This window comes from Synechococcus sp. ATX 2A4 (genome assembly GCF_024346375.1).
GTDB lineage: Bacteria > Cyanobacteriota > Cyanobacteriia > PCC-6307 > Cyanobiaceae > MW101C3.
Genome location: NZ_JAGQCV010000008.1, coordinates 107,193 through 127,548, shown reverse-complemented (window position 1 = coordinate 127,548; position 20,356 = coordinate 107,193). Strand labels below are relative to the sequence as shown.

Below are 20,356 nucleotides of genomic sequence, written 5' to 3'. Positions count from 1 at the left end.
CCCATTCGGCCAGCTTGATCTTCGAGGGACGATCCTCCATCAACCCCCGGCTCACCCCGGGGGTTTTTTCATGTCCCTCTCTTCCACCCTTGCGGGCAGCCTGGAGCGACCCACCGCACAGCTGTTGCCTTGCCAGCGACGACGACGCACTGTTCAGATCAGCAGTGAACAGACGAGCCTTTTCCCTGCTCAGCTGCGTCGCTGCGGCGCTTCTTCTTCTCAGCCCTGCCTGGAATCAGCTGCCGCCGCAGACGCACGTTTTCGCTGGGGCCACCACTTTCTTCCCTCCAGCAGTTTCACCTCGAGGTACATCACGGGCACCACGAAGAGGGTGAGCAACGTGGAGACCAACAAACCGGAAAACACCACGGTGCCGATGCTGATGCGGCTCGCTGAGCCCGCACCGGTGGCGAACACCAACGGCAGAAAACCCGCCAGGGAAGACACCGCGGTGAGCAGGATTGGCCGGAGGCGGCTGATGGCGGATTCCTCGATCGCTTCCCTCAAACCGATTCCCTGCTGGAGCCGCTGGTTGGCGAATTCCACGATCAAGATGCCGTTTTTCGCCGCCAGGCTCACCAGCACCAGCAAGCCCACCTGGGCATACACATCGAGGAACAATCCCCGGGTGGCCAGGCCCACCAACGCCCCCAGCATGGCCAGCGGCACGGTCACCAGGATGATCAACGGATCGAGAAAGCTCTCGTACAGACCGGCCAGCACCAGGTAAACCACCACCACCCCAAACACGAACAGCTGCAGCGTTTTTCCGCCCGCCTGCCGCTCCTCGCGTGCCAGCCCCACCCACTCCAGATCGGTGAAGGGAGTGCCCTGCTCCTGTTGGATGGCTTCGAGGCGGGCGATCGCCTGCCCGGTGCTCAGCCCGGAGCGCGGCACTGCCTGGATTGTGATCGACCGTGACAACCGGCTGCGGTTGATGGTGGTGGGGCCGGTGGATTGCTCAATGCGCACCACCTCGCGCAGAGGGATCAGGTCACCGCCGCTGCTGCGCACCTGCAAGGCGAGCACATCGTCTGCCGTGTTGCGGCTGCTGCCGTCGAGCTGCACCACCACACGGCGCACACGATCACTTTCGAAGCTGTCATTCACGTAGCGGCTGCCGAAGCTGGAGCCGAGTGTGTTGACCACGGTGTTGAGATCGATCCCCAGCGAGGCCATGCGCAGCCGGTCGGGGAGCAGCCGCAGCAGTGGGGCGTCGGCGCTGAAGCGCGTGCTGACCCGCTCGAAGTCGCCGCTGGCATTGGCGGCAGCGATGAAGCGGCGGGTTTCCTGCTCGAACGCCGCCAGGTCAAGACGGCCGGCACTGACGTCGAGCATTTCCAGCTCCAGGCCACCTTCGCCACCGAAGCCGCGCACGGTTGGCGGCACGCTCACCTGGACCACCGCCTCGGTGATGTCTGCCCGCAGCAGCCGCCCCAGCCGTTCGGCCACCGCCACGTTGCTGTTTTCGCGGCCGGTGCCCCGTTCGCTCATGTCCTTTAGCCGGATGAAGAAGATGCCGCGGTTGGGGGCGCTGTCGCCGAAGGAGCGCCCGGCGTAGAAGTTGGCGATCCGCACCATCGGCTCCTGCACCACCCGTTCCCGCACCTGTTCCAGCACGGCTTCCGTGGCCTGGATGGAGGCACCACCCGGCAACACCACTACGCCCCGGATCTGGCCTTCGTCTTCCTGGGGGATGAATCCCGTGGGCAGTTGCCCCAGGCCCCACAACGTCAGCACAATGCCGCCTGCCAGCCCCAGCAGCACCAGGCGCCTGAGGCGGAAGCTGCGCTCGAGGGCGCGGCCGTAGTGAAGACCCAAGCGTTCCAGCCAAACCTGCGGCTGGTTAAGCAGCCGCTTCAGCCGGGCTGGTTCTCTCCAGCCGTGGGCAAGCAGCCAGGCTGACGCCACCGGCGTGAAGGTGAGCGCATTGATGGTGGAGAACAGGATCGTGGCGCTGATTGTGATCGCGATCGGTTGGTAGAGCCGGCCGACGCTGCCGGCCATCGCCAGCACTGGCAAGAACACCGCCACCAGCACCAGCGAGGTGGCGATCACCGCACCGCCCAGCTCCTGCATCGCGTTGCGGGCGGCCATCGCCGGTGATTCCCCCTGCTCGAGGCGGCGGCCGATGTCTTCGCTCACCACGATCGCGTCATCCACCACCAGCCCTGTGGCCAGCACCATGCCGAACAGGCTGAGTGTGTTGATCGAGCTGCCTGTGACCCACAGGAGGCTGAGACTGCCGATCAGGGCCACAGGCACGGCCATGGCCGTGACCACCGTTAGCCGGCTGTTGCCGAGGGCCAGAAGCAGCACCACCAGCACCAACACCACGGCGTCCCGCAGGCTGGCGCGGGTGCGTTCGATGCTTTCCCGCACGGGGTCGGCCACATCGACGATTCTCTGCACCTCCACACCGGGTGGGAATTGATTCGCCAATCGATCAAGGCTGGCATTCACCGCGTCGCTCACCTCCAGGGCATTGCTGCCATCGCGCTGGAAGATCTGCACCGCCACCACCGGATCCCCGTTCAGGTTCATGCCGGTGCTCTCAAAACTCTCGAGGTCGAGGGCCACCCGGCCAACGTCCTTGAGCAGCACGACGCCGCCATCGGCCGTGCGGCTCACCACCAGCTGCTCCAGTTCGCGCACGCTGCGCAACCGCCCTTCCATCTCCAGCGGCAAGGTGATCTGCTGGCCGGGGGGGCTGGGGGCGTCGCCCACCTGGCCGAGGGCAGCCAGCACGTTCTGCTCAGCCAGAGCGCGTTCCACATCAAGGATGGTGAGCTGGCGCTTTTCCAGCTCCACAGGATCCAGCCACAGCCGAAAGGCGAGATCCCCGCCCCCGAACGCGGTGACGTTGCCCACGCCTGGCACCCTCTGGAGGGAATCGCGCAGCTGCTGATCCACCCAGCCCCTCAGAAACGATGGCGCGTAGACGCCTTCCTTGGCACTGAAGCCCAGCACCATGAGCAGGTCGTCGGAGCTGCGGCGCACTTGCACCCCCAGCCGTGACACCTGCGGCGGCAGCTGACGGTTCGCCAGCGTGGCCTCGTTCTGAGCATTGATCTGGTTGAGCTCGGGATTGCCGCCCTCGAAGGTGAGCGTGATCGTGCTGCCGTTCGCCGAGCTGCTGGAACGGATGCTCTCGAGGCGCTCCAAGCCGTTGAGCTGGCGCTCCAGTGGGGTGGTGACCCCCTGTTCCACGGCGAGGGCGCCCCCACCGGGATAGCTGGCGCGCACGCTCACCCGGATGGGCGCAATCGGGGGCAGGTTCTCCACCTGAAGGGCTGGCAGGGCGATCGCTCCAGCCATCAGGACCAGCAGGGTCACCACCAAGGTGAGCACCGGCCGGCGCAGAAACGGATCAGACACCGACATGGACCCGATCCCGCAACTCAAGCCTGTCGATCAACAATCCTTACAGAAACGCCCCCGGTTCGTAGCCGGTGCGGCAGTTCTCCAGCGGCTGGTGCCTCTGTTCCAGCCCCAGAGCGGCTGCCGGCCTGAGGCCAGCCTATTTCCGGCCATGAAAAAGCCCCGCCTGGGCGGGGCTTTAACGGGATCGCTGAGGAGCCAGCGGATCAGTTCACACTCCAGACACCACCGGCGAGGTTGGTGAGCGGAGCCACCAGAGCGGTGCCAGCCAGGAACCAGGCGAAGGCGGCGCCGCCGCATCCACCCAGCCAGAAGCCGCTGGCGAACTCAGCCCAGCCGGCCTTGGTGAAAAGGTCTGCAGGGGGGTTGTCGATCGTGGCGTCGGGAGGCTGCACGTTGGGGCCGTTGCCGGCGGTGCCGTAGATCGACAGGCACACCGTGAGGATCGAAACCAGACCAATCGTGGCGAGCAGGCCGGCGGTGCTGGCGTACTCGGTGAGACGCAGCGGACCGGTGAGTGCGAAGGGGCCGTAAAGGAAGAAGCCGTGGGCCATGCCCACTTCCAGACCGCGACGGTTGGGGGATAACGCCGGACGGTAGGCGGGCAGCGCGTTCAGGAACGCCTTGGTGAAGTAGCTGCTGTTGATCGGGGTGGCCAGGTTGCCGACCGTGGGGTCAGCGACGGGGTGGACGGTCATGAGATGAAGCGAGCGAAGGGGAGGCGAACGGGCGGAGCGATGAACCGGCGGGCGTTGACCCGTGCACCGGGTTCAGTCGCGGGCTTCGATCACGTTGAACAGCAGGGCCATGGCAACGGCAGGACCGAGGATTCCCACCAGAGGCACGAACACCGACGGCAGCCAGGCAGCTACGAATTCTCCAGTCATGGCGTGGGCCGATACAGCAACCGCCGGTACTGTAAGGATCGCTTTCGGCCAGGCTCAGAACCCTGCACAGGGCGACATAAAAGTTCAATCCGATCGGGAAAACCCTGCGCTCAGGCCGGGCCGATCGCGGCTGTCAGCTCAGCGCCACGGGGCCCCTTGAGGGTCTGCCGCACCCGGTAGATGGGCCGCCCCTGGCTTTCGTGGTAAGTGCGCATCTGCAGCTCCGCCAGTAGCCCGAAGCAGAACAACTGGATGCCGGCCACGATGGCCAGCACCGCCACCAGCAGCAGGGGGCGGTTGCCGATATCGGCATCGAGGAAAATCTTCTCTCCCAGCAGATAGAGGCTGATCAGCAGGCCCACCGCCAGGGAGGCCAGCCCACCGAAGCCGAACACGTGCATGGGACGGGTGAGGAACCGCTTCATGAACCAGACCGTGAGCAGATCCATCAGCACCCGGAAGGTGCGATCGATGCCGTACTTGCTGGTGCCGAAGCGCCGTGGGTGGTGGTTCACCTTCACTTCGGCGATACGGGCGCCCTCGATGAAGGCCAGTGCCGGAAGGAAGCGATGCAGCTCGCCGTAGAGATTCATGTCGGCCACCACCTCGCGGCGGTAGGCCTTGAGGGAGCAGCCGTAGTCATGCAGGCGCACCCCGGTCACCCGGGCGATCAGCCGATTGGCGATCAAGGATGGCAGCAGCCGTTGCAAGGCGGCGTCCTTGCGCAGGTGCCGCCAGCCGCTCACCAGGTCGTAGCCGTCCTCCAGCCGCTCCAGCAGCAGCGGGATGTCGGCGGGGTCGTTCTGCAGATCCCCGTCGAGGGTCACGATCATGGTGCCGGTGCTGGAATCGAAACCCGCCGCCATCGCAGCGGTCTGGCCGTAGTTCCGCCGCAGCAGCACAGCCACCAGTTCCGGCACCCGCCCGGCCAGTTCGGTCAGCACCTCTGCCGTGCGGTCGGTGGAGCCGTCGTCGACGAGCACCAATTCGAAGGGCCGCCCCAGGGGCCGCACGGCGCTCAATACCTGCTCCACGAGCGGCGGCAGGCTTTCTTCCTCGTTGTACAGCGGGATCACCACCGAGAGCTCCAGCCGTAGGGGCGTGCTCATGGGGCTGGCGGACAGAGGTGAGCCTGCAACTTACGGGAGTGGGCTGCCGTCATGGCAGCGAATCACCCTGCCGGCGCCCCGCAGTTCGCGGCGGTAGTGGCTGGCCACCGGGTGCCTGTCCCAGGGGGCCAGCTGATCGATGCCGAGCCCGTTGCGGCCGTGGTCGCGTCCGGAGCTGTGCAGATAGCGCCCGGAGCCCAGGTGGAGAGCCACGTGGGTGCAGCGCTGGGGACGGCCGAAGAAGATCAGGTCCCCCGGTTGCAGCAGCGTCAGGGTGGAGGGCCTCACCGCCACCGGCTGGCAGAACCGTTCCTGTTGGTAGGCGTCACGGGGAATCCAGATTCCTGCCTGGGCAAAAGCGCTCTGGATCAATCCGGAGCAGTCGTAATGGGGGCCGGTGGTGCCACCCCAGAGGTAGTGGTTGGGCTGGGCGGCGGCGCTGGTCGCAAACGCCAGCACGCTTGGCAGCCGGGCCTGAATGGCTCCCGCCGTCAGCAGCCGCGGCAACGGGCGCGCCGCCGCCACCGCCCTACCGATCAGTTCGCCCGCTTCGAGCCAGCAGCTGTATCCGTCTTCGAGCAGCCGCACGCGCAGCCGGCTCCCCGGCGGCGTTGCCGCTTGGAGCACCTCCAGGCAACGCCCGGCCATGGCCTGGGTGGCGAGCCCGGCGCCGCTCGGCCGGCTGTACCCGTCCAGCGGGGCCAGCAGGCGCCAGCGGCTGCCGTTCACCAGCAGTTCCATCGCTGCGGGAGTGCCTAATCTCTCCATTGCTGTGGCCGACATCGATGGCGTTCTACCGCCCGGATGGGGCGATGGGCACGATCCTGCAGGAGCGGCTCCGTGAGCTCGAAGGGCAGGGCAGGCCAGGCCTTGCCGATCAGCTCGCGGTCACCTGGTTGCGGTACGACACCTCCTTGATCGGCCGGGCGGATGGGCTCGATCCGGCGGCGTTCTGGACGCTCCCGCCGGCGGGAGCGAGTTGGGCGGGTGGCCGTTCCATGTATCCCGCCAGCGTGGTGAAACTGTTTTATCTGGCGGCGGCGGAAGCCTGGCTGCAGCGCCAGTTGCTGGAAGAGTCGCCGGAGCTGCGGCGCTCTCTCGCCGACATGATCCGTGCGTCGAGCAATGACGCCACCGGGTATGTGCTGGATCTGCTGACGGGCACCACCAGCGGACCGGATCTGCCTCCGGCCGCTCTCGCGGCCTGGATGGCGCAACGCCAGCTGGTGAACCGCTGGTTTGCCCGCTTGGGCTGGCCTGAGATGGAGGCCTGCAACCTCTGTCAGAAGACCTGGGGTGATGGCCCGTATGGGCGGGAGCGGCAGTTTTACGGCCCTGACCACGCCAACCGCAACCGGCTGAGCACCGATGCCACCGCCCGCCTGCTCCATGCCGCCATGGCGGGCGCGTTCGTCTCGCCACCGGCGAGTGCACGCATGCGCGACCTGCTGCGGCGTCCGCTCGATCCGGCCTTGCGGGCGGCAGATCCGGAGAATCAGGTGGATGGCTTCCTCGGCGAAGGGCTGCCGGTCGGCGCCCGGCTCTGGAGCAAGGCGGGCTGGATGAGCCAGGCCCGCCACGACGCTGCCTACATGGAGGTGAAGGGCCATCGGCCCTTCCTGCTGGTGGTGTTCAGTGAGGGGCGCGAGCGGGCGCAGGATGCACGCCTGTTGCCCCAGCTGGCTGCAGGCCTGCTGCAAGCCTGCGCGCTGGATTCAGCGGCGCTGCCTGTCGATGAACGGGCCGCCAGCGAACAGCAACGCCCGGGCGGGCTCCCGCTTCAGTGAGTCAGTTCAGTGAACCAAGTTCAGTGAGCCAGGAGCAGCGCGACGGCGGCGGCAGAAACAGGGAACGGAGAGGGAGGGATTCGAACCCTCGACAGAAGTTGCCTCCTGTAACTCCTTAGCAGGGAGCCGCTTTCAACCACTCAGCCACCTCTCCAGGGGCTGGATCAGCTTATCAGCGCTCGTGACAGGCGTCCTCGGAACGGAGCCGCGGCAGCCGATGCTTGAAGCCGCAGAGGATCTCCCAGGGGATCGTGCCGCAGGTGGCGGCCCAGTGCTCGGGGCCGATCCGGTTGTCCCCGTCGCTGCCCAGCAGTGTCACCACCGAGCCCACGCGCAGCGCGGGTTCGTCGGTGGCATCGATCAGCAGCTGGTCCATGGTGATCGCGCCCACCTGGGGCAGCCGGCGGCCCGCGAACAGCACCTCCATGCGATTGGAGAGGGAGCGCGGCACGCCGTCGGCATAACCGATCGCCACCACCGCCAAGCGGCTGGGCCGGGGTGCGTGCCACTGATGGCCATAGCTCACCCCCACCCCGGCCGGGACATCGCGCAGCAGCGTGACCCGGGCACGGACACCCATGGCAGGCTCCAGCGGCACCTGACCCGCCAGATGGGGAGCCGGCGCATGGCCGTAGAGGGCCAGGCCGACCCGCACCAGGTCGTAGTGAAGGGAAGGCCCATGCAGACTGCCGGCGGAGTTGGCCAGGTGACGCTGGCCGGTGGCCAGCCCGCGGTCGGCGGCCTGGCGGAGCACGCACTCGAACCGCTCCTGCTGCTGGCGGGTCAGATCGGAGCTGCCAGTGTCAGCAGCATCGGCATCGGCGAGATGGGAATAGACCCCAGCCACCTCCAGGTGGTCGAGGGCATGTAGCGATGCGAGCAGCTGGGCCCCCGCACGCCAGTCGACTCCCAGCCGGGCCATGCCGGTGTCGAGTTTGAGATGCACCGCCATGCGGCGACCGGTGCCTGCCGCCAGGCGGTGGCTCAAGCTGGCCTCCTCCAGCGCGCTGATCGTGGGCATCAGCTGCCAGTGCAGGCAGCTGTGCAACTCTTCGGCGCCCACCAGATTGCCCATCACCAGGATCGGTGCTTCGATCCCTCGCTGCCGCAGGTCCACGCCTTCCTGCAGGGTGGCCACCCCGAGCGAGCCGGCACCACCGGCCAGCGCCGCCTGCGCCACAGGCAGGGCGCCATGCCCGTAGCCATCGGCTTTCACCACGGCCATCAACGTGCAGCCGGGGCGGAGAAAGCGCTGCAACCGGCTGGCGTTGCGCCGGATCGCCGCCGCATCCACCTCCACCCAGGCCCGCTGCGTGGGATGCAGACCGCAGGCGAGAGGGGCGTCGGTGGCGGAGGGGAAGGAAGGAGCTGCGGTAGAGGGGATCATCCCGGCGTGGGCGTGGGCGTGGGCGTGGGCGTGGGCGTGGCAGGGAGCCGCGTAGGGCGAACGTAGGCCGGATCTGAGGCAGGACCGGCAACTCCCATTAGCATGCCGCCACGCAGGAGGTGTGGCATGCCTCCCCTTGGCAGAGCGCCGTGAGCCAGGTTCTCGTACTGAACGCCTCCTACGAGCCGTTGAACATCACCACGTGGCGGCGCGCCACGGTGATGGTCCTGAAGGGCAAGGCGGAAGGACTTGAGCACGACAGCACCCGCATCCTGCGGGAGGATCTGTTGCTGCCGTCTGTGATTCGGCTGCGCCAGTTCGTGCGGGTGCCTTTCAAGGAGCTGCCCTTGACCCGCCGCAATGTGTTTCAGCGTGATGGCCATTCCTGTCAGTACTGCGGCTATCAGGGCGATCAGCTGTCGATCGATCATGTGATCCCCCGTAGCCGGGGCGGTGGCGATAGCTGGGAAAACGTGACCACAGCCTGTCTGCGTTGCAATGTCCGCAAGGGAAACCGCACCCCTCGCGAGGCCTCCATGCCGCTCGCACGGGTGCCGCGGCGGCCCGTGAGCACCCTCTACTTTGAGGCCACCCGCCAGATCCGCTCCGGCCGCCGCGAGTGGGCCAAGTATGTGATCGGGGCATGAAGCAGGCGTCAGCCCTCGGGCGGCCTGCTGACGGATGTTCAGCTGATGGGCGCTCAGCTGATTGGCCCATCCCGAATCACCCCTTTACGCCCCGGCTTCGGCCGCCAGCTGCTCCAGTTGCTGGCGTTGATCGGCGGCGATGCAAGCGGCGATCACCTCATCGAGCTGGCCTTGCAGCACCGCCTCGAGCGTGAAGTTGCGGCCCAGCCGGTGATCGGTCAGCCGGTTGTCTTTCACGTTGTAGGTGCGGATCTTCTCGCTGCGGTCGCCGCTGCCAACCTGGGCGCGCCGCTGCGAACTCTCGGCTGCGGCCGCAGCCGCCAGTTCCCGCTCCAGCAGCTTCGCCCGCAGGATCGCCAGGGCCCGCTCCTTGTTCTGAAGCTGGGAGCGCTCCTGGGTGCAGAACACGCGGATGCCGGTGGGTTTGTGCAGCAAATCGACGGCGGTCTCCACCTTGTTGACGTTCTGTCCGCCGGCGCCGCCCGAGCGCGCCGTGCTGATCTCCAGGTCGCCAGGGTCGAGCTGCACTTCCACCGGATCCGCCTCGGGCATGACGGCCACGGTGGCGGTGGAGGTGTGCACCCGCCCCTGCGACTCGGTGGCGGGAACCCGCTGCACCCGATGCACGCCGGCTTCGTATTTCAGCTGGCTGTAGACCCCATCGCCACGAATCGAGAGGATCACCTCCTTGTAGCCACCAAGATCGGCTTCAGACGCACTGACGGGCCGCACGTCCCAGCCGATCGCCTGGGCGTGGCGTGCGTACATGCGGGCCAGGTCTCCGGCCCAGAGAGAGGCTTCGTCGCCGCCGGCACCGGCGCGGATCTCCAGCATCACGCTGCGCTCATCGCGGGGATCGCTCGGCAGTAAGGCGAGGGTGAGGCGTTCTTCGATGGCGCCGATCCGGGCAGTCAGGCTCGCCAGCTCTTCCTGGGCCATCAACTCCAGTTCAGTGTCGCCGCGGCTCTCTTTCAGCAGTTGGCGGGTCTGGGTCCATTCCTGCCGCAGCTCTTCCCAGCGCGCATAATCGACCACCAGCGGTTCGAGCCGCGCCCGCTCGCGGGCCAGGTGCTGCAGCTGGGAGGGATCGGCGGCCACCGCCGGATCGGCGAGCTGCCGCTCCAGCGTGCTGAAGGTCAGACGGACGGCTTCCAGACGTTCGGCGAGGAAGGCAGGGTCCATGGCAGCGGTGACGCGCTCAGCAAAAAGCCGGATGCCCTGAAGCATCCGGCCGTGGGGATGAAATCAGCAGGGTGCCAGGCAGTAACGCCAAGCCACCAGTGGCTTAGGCGTCCGCGGCAGCGGTTTCGCCTGTCTCCTCGGCCGCCGGTGCCGAGGCTGTCTTGGTGCTGTCGGTGCTGGCCATGCCGTATTTGCGCATGAAGCGATCGACGCGACCTTCGGTGTCGAGAATCTTCTGAGTGCCTGTGTAGAAGGGGTGGTTGCCGCTCCACACGTCGACGTTGAGCTCGGGGTGGGTGGAGCCGGTGGTCATCACCACCTCTCCGTTGCAGATCACCTTGGCATCGGGATACCAGGTGGGATGGATGTCGCTCTTGGGCATGACGTGGATCAGCGCTTGGAGAACTGGGGAGCCTTGCGGGCTTTCTTGAGGCCGTACTTGCGACGCTCCTTGGCCCGGGGATCGCGGCTCAGGTGCCCTTCGGTTTTGAGGGGTTTGCGGTTATCAGGGGAGAGATCACACAGCGCGCGGGCAGCACCCTGCTTGATCGCATCGGCCTGGCCGGTGAGACCGCCGCCTTTGACGTTGACCAACAGGTCGTAGTCAGTCGATAGCCCGAGTGTGTCGAGAGGCGCTCTGACCGCAGCCAGGTAGCTGGGGTTGTAGTTGAGATAGTTGTCGCCGGGGCGGCCGTTGATCGTGATGGTGCCGGTGCCGGGGACCACGCGCACACGGGCCACAGCTGTCTTGCGGCGGCCCGTGCCCCAGTAGACGACGCGATTGGTGGAGGTGCTCATCGGGTGGAGGCGGAAGGATCGAGGGCCAGGGGCTTGGGCTGCTGAGCGGTATGCGGATGCTCGGCACCCTTGTAGACCTTCAGCTTGCGGAACATCTGCCGGCCGAGGGCGTTGTGGGGGAGCATGCCCTTGATCGCCTTCTCGACGATGCGCTCGGGCAGGCGGGCCTGCAGGGCGGCAAAGGTTTCGGTTTTCATCCCACCAGGGCGGCCGGAATGGCGCCGGTAGATCTTCTGCTCAGCCTTGTTGCCGCTAACACGCACCTTGTCGGCGTTGACGATCACGACGAAATCGCCGGTATCAAGATGAGGGGTGAAGGACGGGCTGTTCTTGCCACGCAGCACGCTGGCCACCTCGCTGGCCAGACGGCCGAGCGTTTGATTCTCTGCATCGACCAGATACCACTGGCGATCGAGGGAATCAGGAGAGGGGACGGAAGTCTTGTTCATTGCACCGGCAGGCCGGACGGAGGGATTGCGCCATCCCGCTGAATGGGGGTTGGACAGGAAGGAGGTGGCCCTGTTCGCTCCACATGGAGGGAACGTTGAGCCCATCGCTGATCCGGAGCCTAGACCGTCGCCTTCTCCAGCCCCCGGGGAAAACCCTTGGAGGTGGCCATCAAAGGCCAGCTGGGCTCGGTTCAGGTGTTGGGCGAAAGAGGCGAAAACTCCGGCGGATCCTGGCTTCTCAACCTGAATCGCGGTTGGCAATCATACCACGCGCCCTTTGGGAAAACCGGCTCTGGGTACCCTACCCGCAGCAGGCAGAGCCCCTGAGGTGGGGCCGCTTCTTTCACTTCAGCGCGAGCGCCGGTGCGCCAGCGGCGCTCAAACTGTTCGAGGCTGAACCGGTTTTCGCCGAGGGCCACAAGCTGGCCCAGCACCAGGCGCACCATGCCGTAGAGGAAGCCACTGGCCTGGATTTCCACCGTCACAACGTCACCGTCGCGGTCAAGGCTCACCTCCTGAATGGTGGTGCGGGCATGGCGGCGACTGCTGCCCGCCCGCTGGAAGGCGGCGAAGTCATGGGTGCCCAGCATCCCTACCAGCGCAGCGAGCATGCGGTTCTCATCAAGCCGTTGGCTGTAGCGATGCCAGCTGAACGGCGCCAGAAAGAGATTGGGGGAGCGCCCGTTGTAGACGGTGTAGCGGTAGCGCCGGTAGGTGGCTGAAAAGCACGCATGCCAGTTCAGTGGCCGTTCTGAGGCGGCCAGCACCCGAATGCTGGGGGGCAGGCGGCCGTTCAGTGCTGCGGGCCAACGGTCAGCGGGAATCGGCCCCGTGGCGTCGAAATGCACCACCTGACCTGAGGCATGGACGCCAGCGTCGGTGCGGCCTGCTGCGAATGTGAGTGGCGACGGCGTGGGCTCCAGAGCGCCGATGGCCTGCTCGAGGGTGGCCTGAACGCTCGACTGGTGGGGCTGTCGTTGCCAGCCGTGGTAGTGCGAGCCCTCGTACTGGAGACAGAGGGCGATGCGGTGCGGGTATGTCAGACCAGCTCGATGATGGCCATTTCAGCGTTGTCGCCCCGACGGGGCACCGTGCGGATGATGCGGGTGTAGCCGCCCTGGCGGTCGCCGTAGCGTTCCTGGGCCTTGTCGAAAAGCGAGTGAACGAGCTGCTTGTCGAAGATGTAGCCCATGGCCCGACGGCGGGCGGCCAGGGTGCCCGCCTTCGCCAGGGTGATCATGCGCTCGGTCTCGTCACGCAGGGCCTTTGCGCGGGCCTTCGTGGTGGTGACGCGTCCTTCACGGATCAACTGGGTGGTGAGTCCGCGCAGCAGCGCTTTGCGTTGGTCAGCGGGGCGACCAAGCAGGGGGACTCGGCATTGGTGTCGCATGGTTCCGGGGTGGTGAACGTCGAAGGGGAGGGATCGGATGAAGCGGAGCTCTAGGCCGTCGTGCGGCTCTGGGGCAGGGAGATGCCGATGCGCTCAAGGGCTTCAATCACCTCATCGGCAGACTTGGAACCGAAGTTCTTGATTTCGAGGAGATCTTCGTAGCTGAAGCCCATGAGATCGGAAACCGAGTTCACCTGGGCCCGCTTCAGGCAGTTGTAAGCCCTCACGGAAAGGTTGAGCTCTTCCAGGGGGATCTGACTTTCGGCGGAGGGCTCGGGCTCCACGCCGGGCTCCTCGTCGATGGTGAGACTCGCCAGCGGCTGGAACAGGGCAATCAGCTGATTGGCGGCCTGGGCCATGGCGTCGTCGGGGGTGATCGCGCCGCTGGTGTGAATCTCGAGCCGCAGCCGCTCCCGCGCCGAGCCGCCTTCGCCCACAGCGGTTTCATCGACGGTGTAGTTCACACGTCGCACGGGCATGAACACGGCATCGATCTGGAGGAGGTCGATGGCGCTGGTGTCTTCGTTGTGACGGTCGACCGGGCGATAGCCGACGCCACGCTCCACGTGCACTTCAAGTTCGAGGCTGTGGCCTTCGGCGACGGTGGCGATCGGCCGCTCGAGGTCGATGATCTGAACCTGCGAGGAGAACTGCAGGTCACCGGCGGTGACGGTGGCAGGGCCGGTGGCGACGAGCCGACCGATCTCAAGATCGCGGCTACGGCTGCTGACCACCACTTCCTTGCAGTTCAGGAGGATGTCTAGAACGTCTTCGCGAACGCCCGGCACCGTGGCGTATTCATGGTTCACGCCGGCGATGCGCACTGCCGTGATCGCACTGCCTTCCATCCCTCCCATGAGCACCCGACGCAGAGCGTTGCCCAGGGTGATGGCCTGGCCGCGATCGAGGGGCCCGATCACAAAGACGCCCGTTTGGGAGCGGTCTTCGCCGATCTGATGCTCGACGCGATCGATCTGATACTGATGCACGGCCTGAAGGTGGTGAAGAGGAACGCCCGAGGGCTTGGAACTGGAGCGACTCAGACCCGGCGGCGCTTGGAGCGCCGGCAGCCGTTGTGGGGAAGCGGGGTGACATCACGGATCAGGGTGATCTCGAGGCCAGCCACCTGCAGCGCCCGGATGGCGGTTTCACGGCCGGAGCCGGGACCACGCACCAGCACTTCGATTTGCCGCATTCCCTGATCGAGGGCACGACGGCCGGCTGCTTCGGCGGCCGTTTGGGCGGCAAAGGGGGTACCTTTGCGGGCACCCTTGAAGCCGCTGGCCCCTGCTGACGACCAGGAGATCACCTCGCCAGCGGTGTCGGTGATCGACACGATGGTGTTGTTGAAGGTGCTCTGGATGTGTGCCACGCCGTTGGGCACATTGCGCTTGGTTTTCTTTGCGCCGGTTTTTTTGGCTGGCTTCGCCATGGACAGGGGCCTGGGGTAGGGGACTGGTAAGAGCTGACGCCGGGTAGGCGCTGGGCGAGAGGATTACTTCTTCTTGCCGGCCACGGTTTTGCGCGCTCCGCGGCGGGTGCGGGCGTTGGTGCGGGTGCGCTGCCCACGGACTGGCAGGCCCATGCGATGGCGGCGGCCACGTACGCAGCCGATGTCTTGGAGACGCTTCAGCGCCATGCCTTCCTGACGGCGCAGGTCGCCTTCGAGCGTGAAGGATTCAGCTGCGGCGCGCAGTTTCTGCACGTCTGCGTCTTCAAGGTCTTTCACCCGGATGTCCGGGCTGACACCGGCCTTGGCCAGGATCTTCTGGGCACGGGTCAAGCCGATGCCATAGACGTAAGTGAGAGAAATCTCAACCCTCTTGTCACGAGGGATATCGACACCGGCAATCCGAGCCACGAAGAAACGATTCAGTTGGGCAGAGGGGAGCCCAGCCACGAAGGGCTGGGCGTTGCGCCCCTGAGGGCGCAGATGAATGAGAGGGGAAAGCGACAGGTCAGCCCTGGCGCTGTTTGTGCTTGGGATTGGTGCAGATCACCATGACCCGGCCATGGCGGCGGATCACCCGGCACTTGTCGCACATTTTCTTGACCGAGGCACGCACCTTCATGAGCAGCGGTGCTCCAAATTTCCAAACAGACAACGTACCACAGCGATCAACCCACCACAGCCGAGATGCGCTCGGCGATCGCCTCGACGGTGCCGCTGGCCGCCACGGAGGTGAGCAGCCCCTGGGCGCTGTAAAACGCGATGAGGGGCTCTGTCTGGTCGCGGTAGACAATGAGGCGGTTGCGGATCACCACTTCGTTGTCGTCGGCACGGCCACGCGACAACAGGCGCTGCACGAGCGTTTCGTCATCGAGCGCCAGCAGCACCACCAGCTCGATCGGTTGGCCGATCTCCTCGAGCAGTTGCTGGAGCGCCTTGGCCTGGGCCAGGTTGCGGGGGAAGCCATCGAGCAGCCAGCCTCCGCTGCAGCACGCCAGACGGGCACGGACGATCGCCAGAACCAGGCTGTCGCTGACCAGTTCGCCACGGGCCATCACGGCTTCGGCTTCATCGCCTAGCGCACTGCCGGCGGCCACTTCGGCGCGCAGGAGCTCCCCGGTGGAAAGGTGCAGGAGGTTGCGGCTGGCAGCAAGACGCTCGGCCTGGGTGCCTTTGCCGGCTCCTGGAGGCCCGAGAAAAAGGATGCGCTGGTTCATGGAAGGAGGCGGATGAGCGGAAATCTGGGAATGGGAGACGGTGCGGGGGTGGTCTGAGCCGCGCAGGCCCGGGGATGGCGCGTCACTGGCGCACCATGCCTTCGTAACGCTGGGAGATCACGTAGGTCTGGACCTGCTTGGCGGTGTCGATCGCCACGCCCACCAGGATGAGCAGAGAGGTGGCCCCCAGACCCTGGAAGGTACGCACCTGCGTGGCGCCTTCAACTGCCGAGGGGATGATCGCCACGGCACCGAGGAACAGGCCACCGAGAATCGTGAGACGGTTCTGCACGCCACTGAGATAGATGGCGGTGGCTGAGCCAGGACGGACACCCGGCACAGCCACACCGCTGCGCTTGAGGTTGGTGGCGATGTCAACCGGATTGATCGTGAGGGTGGCGTAGAAGAGGGAAAACCCGATGATCAGCGCAAAGAACAACAAGGCGTAAAGCCAGGGGGTGCTGCTGTTGGGGCTCAGGTAGCCGGCCACTTGGATCAGCCAGGGGGCGCGGGTGAGGTTGGCGATGGTGAGGGGCAGGAACACCACCGCCGAAGCAAAGATGATCGGCATCACGCCGCCGGCGTTGAGCTTCAAGGGCAGATAGCTCTGACGCGCCGAAAGGGGTGTGTTTTGCCCCACCTGGCGTTTGGCGCTGACGATCGGGATGCGACGGCTGCCTTCCTGCACGAAAATGATGCCCACGATCGTGACCAGGAAGATCAGCACCAGCACCACGATGCCCCCCACAGTGGCGCGGTCGCCGCTTTGGGCCAACTCCACAGTCGAGCCGAGGGCACGCGGCAGAGTGGCCACAATGTTCACGAAGATCACCAACGAGGCTCCCTGGCCGATCCCTCGCTCAGTGATCACCTCGCTGATCCACATCACCACCATCGACCCCGCCACCAGGGCCAGGGCCGTCTGGATGACGAACACAGGAGCGGACACCCCCGGGATGGCGTATTGCCGCAGGATCAGGGCAAAGACTGTGCTCTGCAGGATCCCCCAACCCAGCGCCACATAGCGGGTGATCTGAGCGATCTTGCGCCGGCCGGCTTCCCCTTCGTTTTTCTGGAGATCCTCCAGCTGGGGGACTGCCGCCGTCAGCAGCTGAAGAATGATCGAGGCGTTGATGAAGGGCAGGATGCCAAGTGCGAACACGCCAAGGGTGGAGATGCCCCCGCCCGTGAAGATGTCGAGGAAGCCGATCAGCTGCCCGCCCTGCTGGATGAACTGCTGGAAGGCCACCCGATCGATGCCGGGAACGGGGATGTAGATCCCCAGGCGCACCAACAACAGCAAGCCAAGCGTGGTGAGCACCCGGTCACGGAGACCCTTGGACTGGATCAGCTGGGTGAGGATTTCGCCGGCGCTGGGGTTGCGCCCCCGGCTAAGGAGCATGGTGTGTTCTCAGGCGGTGGTGATGCTGTGATGGCGTGCTGCGGTGGTGCGCTGTGGAGCGACACGAAAGCCGCCTGCCGTTCCGCTGGACGGTGGCAGACGGCCTTGAGACTAGGCAACCCCACCAGCGACGCTGGTGGGGAGCGGTGAGGTCAGCTGAGTTCGCAGGTGCCACCGGCGGCTTCGATCTTTTCACGGGCGGAGGCCGTGAAGGCCGCAGCTTGAACGGTGAGCTTCACGCTGAGATCGCCGTCGCCAAGGATCTTCAGGGGATGCTTGGGACTGGTGACCAGCCCTTCTTTCACCAAAGAATCGATGTTGACGGTGCTGCCAGCCGTGAGGCCCGCCAGCTTGGCGACGTTCAGCACGGTGAACGATTTGGGGTTCACCAGTGGGAAGTGCTTGAGCTTGGGGATGCGGCGATAGAGCGGCATCTGGCCGCCTTCGAAACCGGGGCGGGTGGGGCTGCCGGAGCGGGACTTCTGGCCGCGCATGCCGAAGCCGCAGCTGGCACCTTGACCGGCGGCGATGCCGCGGCCTTTACGGAGCTTGCGGCGCCGGGAGCCGGGCTGGGGCTTGAGTGTTTGGAGAGTGTGGGTCATGGGGGCTCAGGAGTAGATCTGCTCGAGGGAGATGCCCCGTTCCTTGGCGGTTTCCTTGTGGGTGCGGAGCGCCTGCAGGGCCTCGATGGCGGCGCGGGCATTGTTGAGGGGCGTCTTGCTGCCCAGGCGCTTCGCCAGCACGTTCTTGATGCCCGCGAGCTCCAGAACAGTGCGGATGGAGCCGCCAGCGATCACGCCGGTGCCCGGAGCCGCCGGGCGCATCAGCACGCTGGCAGCACCATCAACGCCACGGCTCTCGGTGGGGATTGAGCTGGTGCGGGTGAGCGGCACCTTGACGAGGTGCTTCTTGCCATCGGCAACGCCCTTGCGGACCGCACCGATCACATCGCCGGCCTTGCCGACGCCCACACCCACCTGGCCACGTTCGTTGCCGACCACGATGATGGCGCGGAAGCTCATCTTTTTGCCGCCTTTAACAGTTTTGGAGACCCGGCGGATCTGGACCACACGCTCCTGCCATTCGGAGTCGCGCTCCTGACCGCCGCGCCGCCCTTCACCGCGACGGCCGCCGCCGCCGCCGCGGCGATCGCCGCCGCCTTTGCCGCCACCGCCACCGCGCCGCTGTTCGGGCTGGCCTTCAGCCGCCGCTGGCACGTCGCTGGACTGGATCGTTTCGTTGATTTCGGTCATGGTTGGATCCGGTTCAGAACTGAAGGCCCGCTTCACGGGCGGCGTCGGCAAGGGCCTTGACACGGCCGTGATACAGGTTGCCGCCGCGATCGAACACCACCTGCTGGATGCCCTTGGCGAGGGCACGTTGGGCCACCAGTTGACCCACGGCCACGGAGGCGTCGCAGGTGGAGCTGGCGGTCAGGCTGGTGCGCAGATCTTTTTCGAGCGTCGAAGCTGTGCAGAGCGTGCTCTGAGCGTCGTCGTCGATGATCTGGGCGTAGATGTGGTTGTTGGAGCGGAACACCGCAAGCCGTGGACGGGCGGCGGATCCGGTGAGATGACGACGCAGACGGCGGTGACGCTTCTGGGTCTGTGCTTTGCGGGAGACGGTGGACATGGCAGTGGAGGGGTGGGACGCTCAGGCAGGCCTCATTTCTTACCGGTTTTGCCGGCCTTGCGCAGAATGCGCTCGCCCTCGTATTTGATGCCTTTGCCCTTGTAGGGCTCAGGAGGACGGATGGCGCGGACCTTGGCCGCTTCGTTGCCGACCAGTTCCTTGTCGAAACCGGAGACCAGCACCTGGGTGTTGCTCTCCACGGTGAAGACGATGCCTTCGGGGGGCACCACTTCGACCGGGTGGCTGTAACCGGCACTCACCACGAGCTTTCTACCTTGAACCTGGGCCCGATAGCCCACGCCCACGATTTCGAGCTTGCGGGTGAAGCCTTTACTCACCCCTTCGACCATGTTGGCCACCAGCGTACGGCAGAGTCCGTGACGCTCCCGCGAGCGGCGGGTGGCTGTGGAAGGGGCCACTACCAGGGTGTTGTCTTCCTGGTGGATCTGAACACCTTCGGGAAGGGTGCGGTTCAGTTCGCCCTTGGGTCCCTTGACATGAACCGAGAGGCCATCGAGGCTCACAGTCACCTTGTCGGGGATGGGGATCGGTGCTTTACCAATACGAGACATGAATCAACTCCCTTTTCAGTAGATGTAGCAGAGGACTTCACCGCCGACACCCTGCTTGCGGGCGTCACGGTCGCTCATCACACCCCGAGAGGTGGAAATGATCGCGACGCCAAGGCCACCCAGCACCTTGGGGAGTTGACGGGTGTTCTTGTAGATCCGCAGACCCGGCTTGCTGACGCGTTTGACGGAGCGGATGGTGGGCTGACGATGCTTGCCGCTGTATTTCAGCTCAAGAACGAGATGCCTTTGCACCCCTTCACCTTCTTCGCTGATCTGGGCAATGAACCCTTCCTGCTGCAGCACCTTGGCGATGCTGTGGGACAGGCGGGAGGCAGGCACCTTGGTGGTCTGGTGCTTTTTCTCACTCGCATTACGAATGCGGGTGAGCATGTCTGAAATTGGGTCGTGGTTGGCCATGTTGGGGGTCCGAAGAGGGCTCAGTTGCTGCGGAACGGCATTCCCATCTCGCGGAGGAGGGCCCGGCCCTCTTCGTCGTTACGGGCACTGGTCACGATGGTGATGTCCATGCCCCTGATGGCATCGATCTTGTCGTAGGAGATTTCCGGGAAGATGATCTGCTCCCGGACCCCAAGGGTGTAATTCCCCCGTCCATCGAAACTCTTGGGGCTCACACCGCGGAAATCGCGGATGCGGGGCAAGGCCAGATGGATCAGGCGCTCGAGGAAGGCGTACATCCGTTCACCACGAAGGGTGACGGCCACGCCGATCGGCATGCCCTGGCGGATCTTGAAGCTGGCGATGGCCTTCTTGGCGCGGGTCACCACCACCTTCTGACCGGTGATCGTGGCCAGCTCGGCGATGGAAGCCTCAAGGGCCTTGGGGTTCTGGGCGGCCTCACCGAGACCTCGGTTCACGGTGACTTTCATCACCTTGGGAACCTCATGGATGTTGGAGAGGCTGAGATCCTTGAGCAGCTTGGGCTGGATCGTCTCCCGGTAGCGCTGTTTGAGTGACATGACGGAGTGGGGGAATTCGCTTCTGGGCGTTGTCAGAAGGCGGACAGGAACGGGGAGTGCAGGGTCGGGCGGGGGAGGTGACTCCATGG

Annotated in this window: 26 protein-coding genes and 1 tRNA gene; 2 read left to right on the top strand and 25 right to left on the bottom strand. The window is 65.6% G+C overall.

Annotation, left to right across the window (positions count from 1 at the left end):
• Positions 1–219 precede the first annotated feature (219 nt).
• The 5 genes from KBY97_RS09550 to KBY97_RS09530 all read right to left on the bottom strand — a co-directional run bounded on the left by KBY97_RS09550 (position 220) and on the right by KBY97_RS09530 (position 6,145).
• Positions 220–3,384, bottom strand: a complete 3,165-nt coding sequence (locus KBY97_RS09550; protein ID WP_255146603.1) for an efflux RND transporter permease subunit — start codon at positions 3,382–3,384, stop codon at positions 220–222.
• A 203-nt stretch (positions 3,385–3,587) separates the two neighbouring features.
• Positions 3,588–4,079 (bottom strand): photosystem I reaction center subunit XI, encoded by a 492-nt coding sequence (locus KBY97_RS09545; RefSeq protein ID WP_255146602.1) that lies wholly within the window; start codon positions 4,077–4,079, stop codon positions 3,588–3,590.
• A gap of 72 nt (positions 4,080–4,151) precedes the next feature.
• The gene (locus tag KBY97_RS09540; protein ID WP_094514330.1) at positions 4,152–4,268 is read right to left on the bottom strand and encodes a photosystem I reaction center subunit VIII; all 117 of its coding nucleotides are present in this window, start codon (positions 4,266–4,268) and stop codon (positions 4,152–4,154) included.
• 110 nt (positions 4,269–4,378) lie between these two features.
• On the bottom strand, positions 4,379–5,377 hold the full coding sequence (locus tag KBY97_RS09535) for a glycosyltransferase family 2 protein (RefSeq protein WP_255146600.1): 999 nt from the start codon (positions 5,375–5,377) through the stop codon (positions 4,379–4,381).
• Between the two features lie 30 nt (positions 5,378–5,407).
• The gene (locus KBY97_RS09530; protein WP_255146640.1) at positions 5,408–6,145 is read right to left on the bottom strand and encodes a C40 family peptidase; all 738 of its coding nucleotides are present in this window, start codon (positions 6,143–6,145) and stop codon (positions 5,408–5,410) included.
• Between the two features lie 17 nt (positions 6,146–6,162).
• Between KBY97_RS09530 and KBY97_RS09525 the strand changes: the two genes are divergently transcribed.
• Entirely contained in the window at positions 6,163–7,164 is a 1,002-nt protein-coding gene (locus KBY97_RS09525; protein WP_255146599.1) for a serine hydrolase, read from the top strand.
• Between the two features lie 65 nt (positions 7,165–7,229).
• Here KBY97_RS09525 and KBY97_RS09520 read toward each other — a convergent pair.
• Both KBY97_RS09520 and alr read right to left on the bottom strand, forming a co-directional pair.
• Positions 7,230–7,318: transfer RNA gene (locus KBY97_RS09520), tRNA-Ser, on the bottom strand.
• An 18-nt stretch (positions 7,319–7,336) separates the two neighbouring features.
• Complete coding sequence (gene alr / locus KBY97_RS09515) at positions 7,337–8,551, bottom strand: alanine racemase (protein ID WP_255146598.1); 1,215 nt, start codon at positions 8,549–8,551, stop codon at positions 7,337–7,339.
• A 149-nt stretch (positions 8,552–8,700) separates the two neighbouring features.
• Here alr and KBY97_RS09510 point away from each other — a divergent pair, with 149 nt between their 5' ends.
• Entirely contained in the window at positions 8,701–9,198 is a 498-nt protein-coding gene (locus KBY97_RS09510; protein ID WP_255146596.1) for an HNH endonuclease, read from the top strand.
• 84 nt (positions 9,199–9,282) lie between these two features.
• Here the strand turns inward: KBY97_RS09510 and prfA are convergent, their stop codons facing one another.
• The 18 genes from prfA to rplE form a co-directional block, all read right to left on the bottom strand.
• Positions 9,283–10,380 (bottom strand): peptide chain release factor 1, encoded by a 1,098-nt coding sequence (prfA, locus tag KBY97_RS09505; RefSeq protein WP_255146594.1) that lies wholly within the window; start codon positions 10,378–10,380, stop codon positions 9,283–9,285.
• Positions 10,381–10,483: 103 nt separating this feature from the next.
• Positions 10,484–10,762 (bottom strand): 50S ribosomal protein L31, encoded by a 279-nt coding sequence (gene rpmE / locus KBY97_RS09500; protein ID WP_255146592.1) that lies wholly within the window; start codon positions 10,760–10,762, stop codon positions 10,484–10,486.
• 8 nt (positions 10,763–10,770) lie between these two features.
• On the bottom strand, positions 10,771–11,178 hold the full coding sequence (gene rpsI / locus KBY97_RS09495) for a 30S ribosomal protein S9 (protein ID WP_255146591.1): 408 nt from the start codon (positions 11,176–11,178) through the stop codon (positions 10,771–10,773).
• Positions 11,175–11,627 carry a 50S ribosomal protein L13 gene (rplM, locus tag KBY97_RS09490; protein WP_255146590.1) on the bottom strand — a complete coding sequence of 151 codons (453 nt, stop codon included), beginning with the start codon at positions 11,625–11,627 and terminating at the stop codon, positions 11,175–11,177. The genes rpsI and rplM overlap by 4 nt, the downstream gene beginning before the upstream one ends.
• A gap of 191 nt (positions 11,628–11,818) precedes the next feature.
• Complete coding sequence (truA, locus tag KBY97_RS09485) at positions 11,819–12,670, bottom strand: tRNA pseudouridine(38-40) synthase TruA (RefSeq protein WP_255146638.1); 852 nt, start codon at positions 12,668–12,670, stop codon at positions 11,819–11,821.
• Positions 12,667–13,017, bottom strand: coding sequence for a 50S ribosomal protein L17 (gene rplQ / locus KBY97_RS09480; protein WP_255146589.1), 351 nt, complete (start codon positions 13,015–13,017; stop codon positions 12,667–12,669). The genes truA and rplQ overlap by 4 nt, the downstream gene beginning before the upstream one ends.
• A 50-nt stretch (positions 13,018–13,067) precedes the next feature.
• Positions 13,068–14,006, bottom strand: a complete 939-nt coding sequence (locus KBY97_RS09475) for a DNA-directed RNA polymerase subunit alpha (protein WP_255146587.1) — start codon at positions 14,004–14,006, stop codon at positions 13,068–13,070.
• A gap of 50 nt (positions 14,007–14,056) precedes the next feature.
• Positions 14,057–14,449, bottom strand: coding sequence for a 30S ribosomal protein S11 (rpsK, locus tag KBY97_RS09470; RefSeq protein WP_255110681.1), 393 nt, complete (start codon positions 14,447–14,449; stop codon positions 14,057–14,059).
• A 63-nt stretch (positions 14,450–14,512) separates the two neighbouring features.
• Positions 14,513–14,878 carry a 30S ribosomal protein S13 gene (rpsM, locus tag KBY97_RS09465; RefSeq protein ID WP_255146586.1) on the bottom strand — a complete coding sequence of 122 codons (366 nt, stop codon included), beginning with the start codon at positions 14,876–14,878 and terminating at the stop codon, positions 14,513–14,515.
• 97 nt (positions 14,879–14,975) lie between these two features.
• Complete coding sequence (rpmJ, locus tag KBY97_RS09460) at positions 14,976–15,089, bottom strand: 50S ribosomal protein L36 (RefSeq protein WP_006173336.1); 114 nt, start codon at positions 15,087–15,089, stop codon at positions 14,976–14,978.
• 46 nt (positions 15,090–15,135) lie between these two features.
• Positions 15,136–15,684 (bottom strand): adenylate kinase, encoded by a 549-nt coding sequence (locus tag KBY97_RS09455; protein ID WP_255146585.1) that lies wholly within the window; start codon positions 15,682–15,684, stop codon positions 15,136–15,138.
• Between the two features lie 82 nt (positions 15,685–15,766).
• A complete protein-coding gene (gene secY / locus KBY97_RS09450; protein WP_255146583.1) occupies positions 15,767–17,086 on the bottom strand; it encodes a preprotein translocase subunit SecY in 1,320 nt (439 codons plus the stop codon).
• 152 nt (positions 17,087–17,238) lie between these two features.
• Positions 17,239–17,688: a 50S ribosomal protein L15 gene (gene rplO / locus KBY97_RS09445; RefSeq protein WP_255146582.1), complete on the bottom strand. Its 450-nt coding sequence runs from the start codon at positions 17,686–17,688 to the stop codon at positions 17,239–17,241.
• Between the two features lie 6 nt (positions 17,689–17,694).
• Entirely contained in the window at positions 17,695–18,339 is a 645-nt protein-coding gene (gene rpsE / locus KBY97_RS09440) for a 30S ribosomal protein S5 (protein ID WP_255146581.1), read from the bottom strand.
• Between the two features lie 13 nt (positions 18,340–18,352).
• Positions 18,353–18,718 (bottom strand): 50S ribosomal protein L18, encoded by a 366-nt coding sequence (rplR, locus tag KBY97_RS09435; RefSeq protein WP_255146580.1) that lies wholly within the window; start codon positions 18,716–18,718, stop codon positions 18,353–18,355.
• Between the two features lie 32 nt (positions 18,719–18,750).
• Entirely contained in the window at positions 18,751–19,290 is a 540-nt protein-coding gene (gene rplF / locus KBY97_RS09430) for a 50S ribosomal protein L6 (protein WP_255146579.1), read from the bottom strand.
• A gap of 15 nt (positions 19,291–19,305) precedes the next feature.
• A complete protein-coding gene (gene rpsH, locus KBY97_RS09425) occupies positions 19,306–19,707 on the bottom strand; it encodes a 30S ribosomal protein S8 (RefSeq protein WP_255146578.1) in 402 nt (133 codons plus the stop codon).
• A gap of 20 nt (positions 19,708–19,727) precedes the next feature.
• Positions 19,728–20,267, bottom strand: a complete 540-nt coding sequence (rplE, locus tag KBY97_RS09420) for a 50S ribosomal protein L5 (RefSeq protein ID WP_255146577.1) — start codon at positions 20,265–20,267, stop codon at positions 19,728–19,730.
• Between the last annotated feature and the right edge of the window lie 89 nt (positions 20,268–20,356).

Coding starts and splice junctions, on each gene's coding strand:
- rplE (WP_255146577.1), bottom strand. CDS start 20,267: ATGTCACTCAAACAGCGCTACCGGGAGACGATCCAGCCCAAGCTGCTC.
- rpmJ (WP_006173336.1), bottom strand. CDS start 15,089: ATGAAGGTGCGTGCCTCGGTCAAGAAAATGTGCGACAAGTGCCGGGTG.
- KBY97_RS09540 (WP_094514330.1), bottom strand. CDS start 4,268: ATGACTGGAGAATTCGTAGCTGCCTGGCTGCCGTCGGTGTTCGTGCCT.
- KBY97_RS09545 (WP_255146602.1), bottom strand. CDS start 4,079: ATGACCGTCCACCCCGTCGCTGACCCCACGGTCGGCAACCTGGCCACC.
- rpsE (WP_255146581.1), bottom strand. CDS start 18,339: ATGACCGAAATCAACGAAACGATCCAGTCCAGCGACGTGCCAGCGGCG.
- rplR (WP_255146580.1), bottom strand. CDS start 18,718: ATGTCCACCGTCTCCCGCAAAGCACAGACCCAGAAGCGTCACCGCCGT.
- rplQ (WP_255146589.1), bottom strand. CDS start 13,017: ATGCGACACCAATGCCGAGTCCCCCTGCTTGGTCGCCCCGCTGACCAA.
- rplM (WP_255146590.1), bottom strand. CDS start 11,627: ATGAACAAGACTTCCGTCCCCTCTCCTGATTCCCTCGATCGCCAGTGG.
- rplF (WP_255146579.1), bottom strand. CDS start 19,290: ATGTCTCGTATTGGTAAAGCACCGATCCCCATCCCCGACAAGGTGACT.
- rpmE (WP_255146592.1), bottom strand. CDS start 10,762: ATGCCCAAGAGCGACATCCATCCCACCTGGTATCCCGATGCCAAGGTG.
- KBY97_RS09550 (WP_255146603.1), bottom strand. CDS start 3,384: ATGTCGGTGTCTGATCCGTTTCTGCGCCGGCCGGTGCTCACCTTGGTG.
- rpsI (WP_255146591.1), bottom strand. CDS start 11,178: ATGAGCACCTCCACCAATCGCGTCGTCTACTGGGGCACGGGCCGCCGC.
- rpsH (WP_255146578.1), bottom strand. CDS start 19,707: ATGGCCAACCACGACCCAATTTCAGACATGCTCACCCGCATTCGTAAT.
- KBY97_RS09455 (WP_255146585.1), bottom strand. CDS start 15,684: ATGAACCAGCGCATCCTTTTTCTCGGGCCTCCAGGAGCCGGCAAAGGC.
- rplO (WP_255146582.1), bottom strand. CDS start 17,688: ATGACCCACACTCTCCAAACACTCAAGCCCCAGCCCGGCTCCCGGCGC.
- alr (WP_255146598.1), bottom strand. CDS start 8,551: ATGATCCCCTCTACCGCAGCTCCTTCCTTCCCCTCCGCCACCGACGCC.
- rpsK (WP_255110681.1), bottom strand. CDS start 14,449: ATGGCGAAGCCAGCCAAAAAAACCGGCGCAAAGAAAACCAAGCGCAAT.
- secY (WP_255146583.1), bottom strand. CDS start 17,086: ATGCTCCTTAGCCGGGGGCGCAACCCCAGCGCCGGCGAAATCCTCACC.
- KBY97_RS09525 (WP_255146599.1), top strand. CDS start 6,163: ATGGCGTTCTACCGCCCGGATGGGGCGATGGGCACGATCCTGCAGGAG.
- KBY97_RS09535 (WP_255146600.1), bottom strand. CDS start 5,377: ATGAGCACGCCCCTACGGCTGGAGCTCTCGGTGGTGATCCCGCTGTAC.
- KBY97_RS09530 (WP_255146640.1), bottom strand. CDS start 6,145: ATGGAGAGATTAGGCACTCCCGCAGCGATGGAACTGCTGGTGAACGGC.
- prfA (WP_255146594.1), bottom strand. CDS start 10,380: ATGGACCCTGCCTTCCTCGCCGAACGTCTGGAAGCCGTCCGTCTGACC.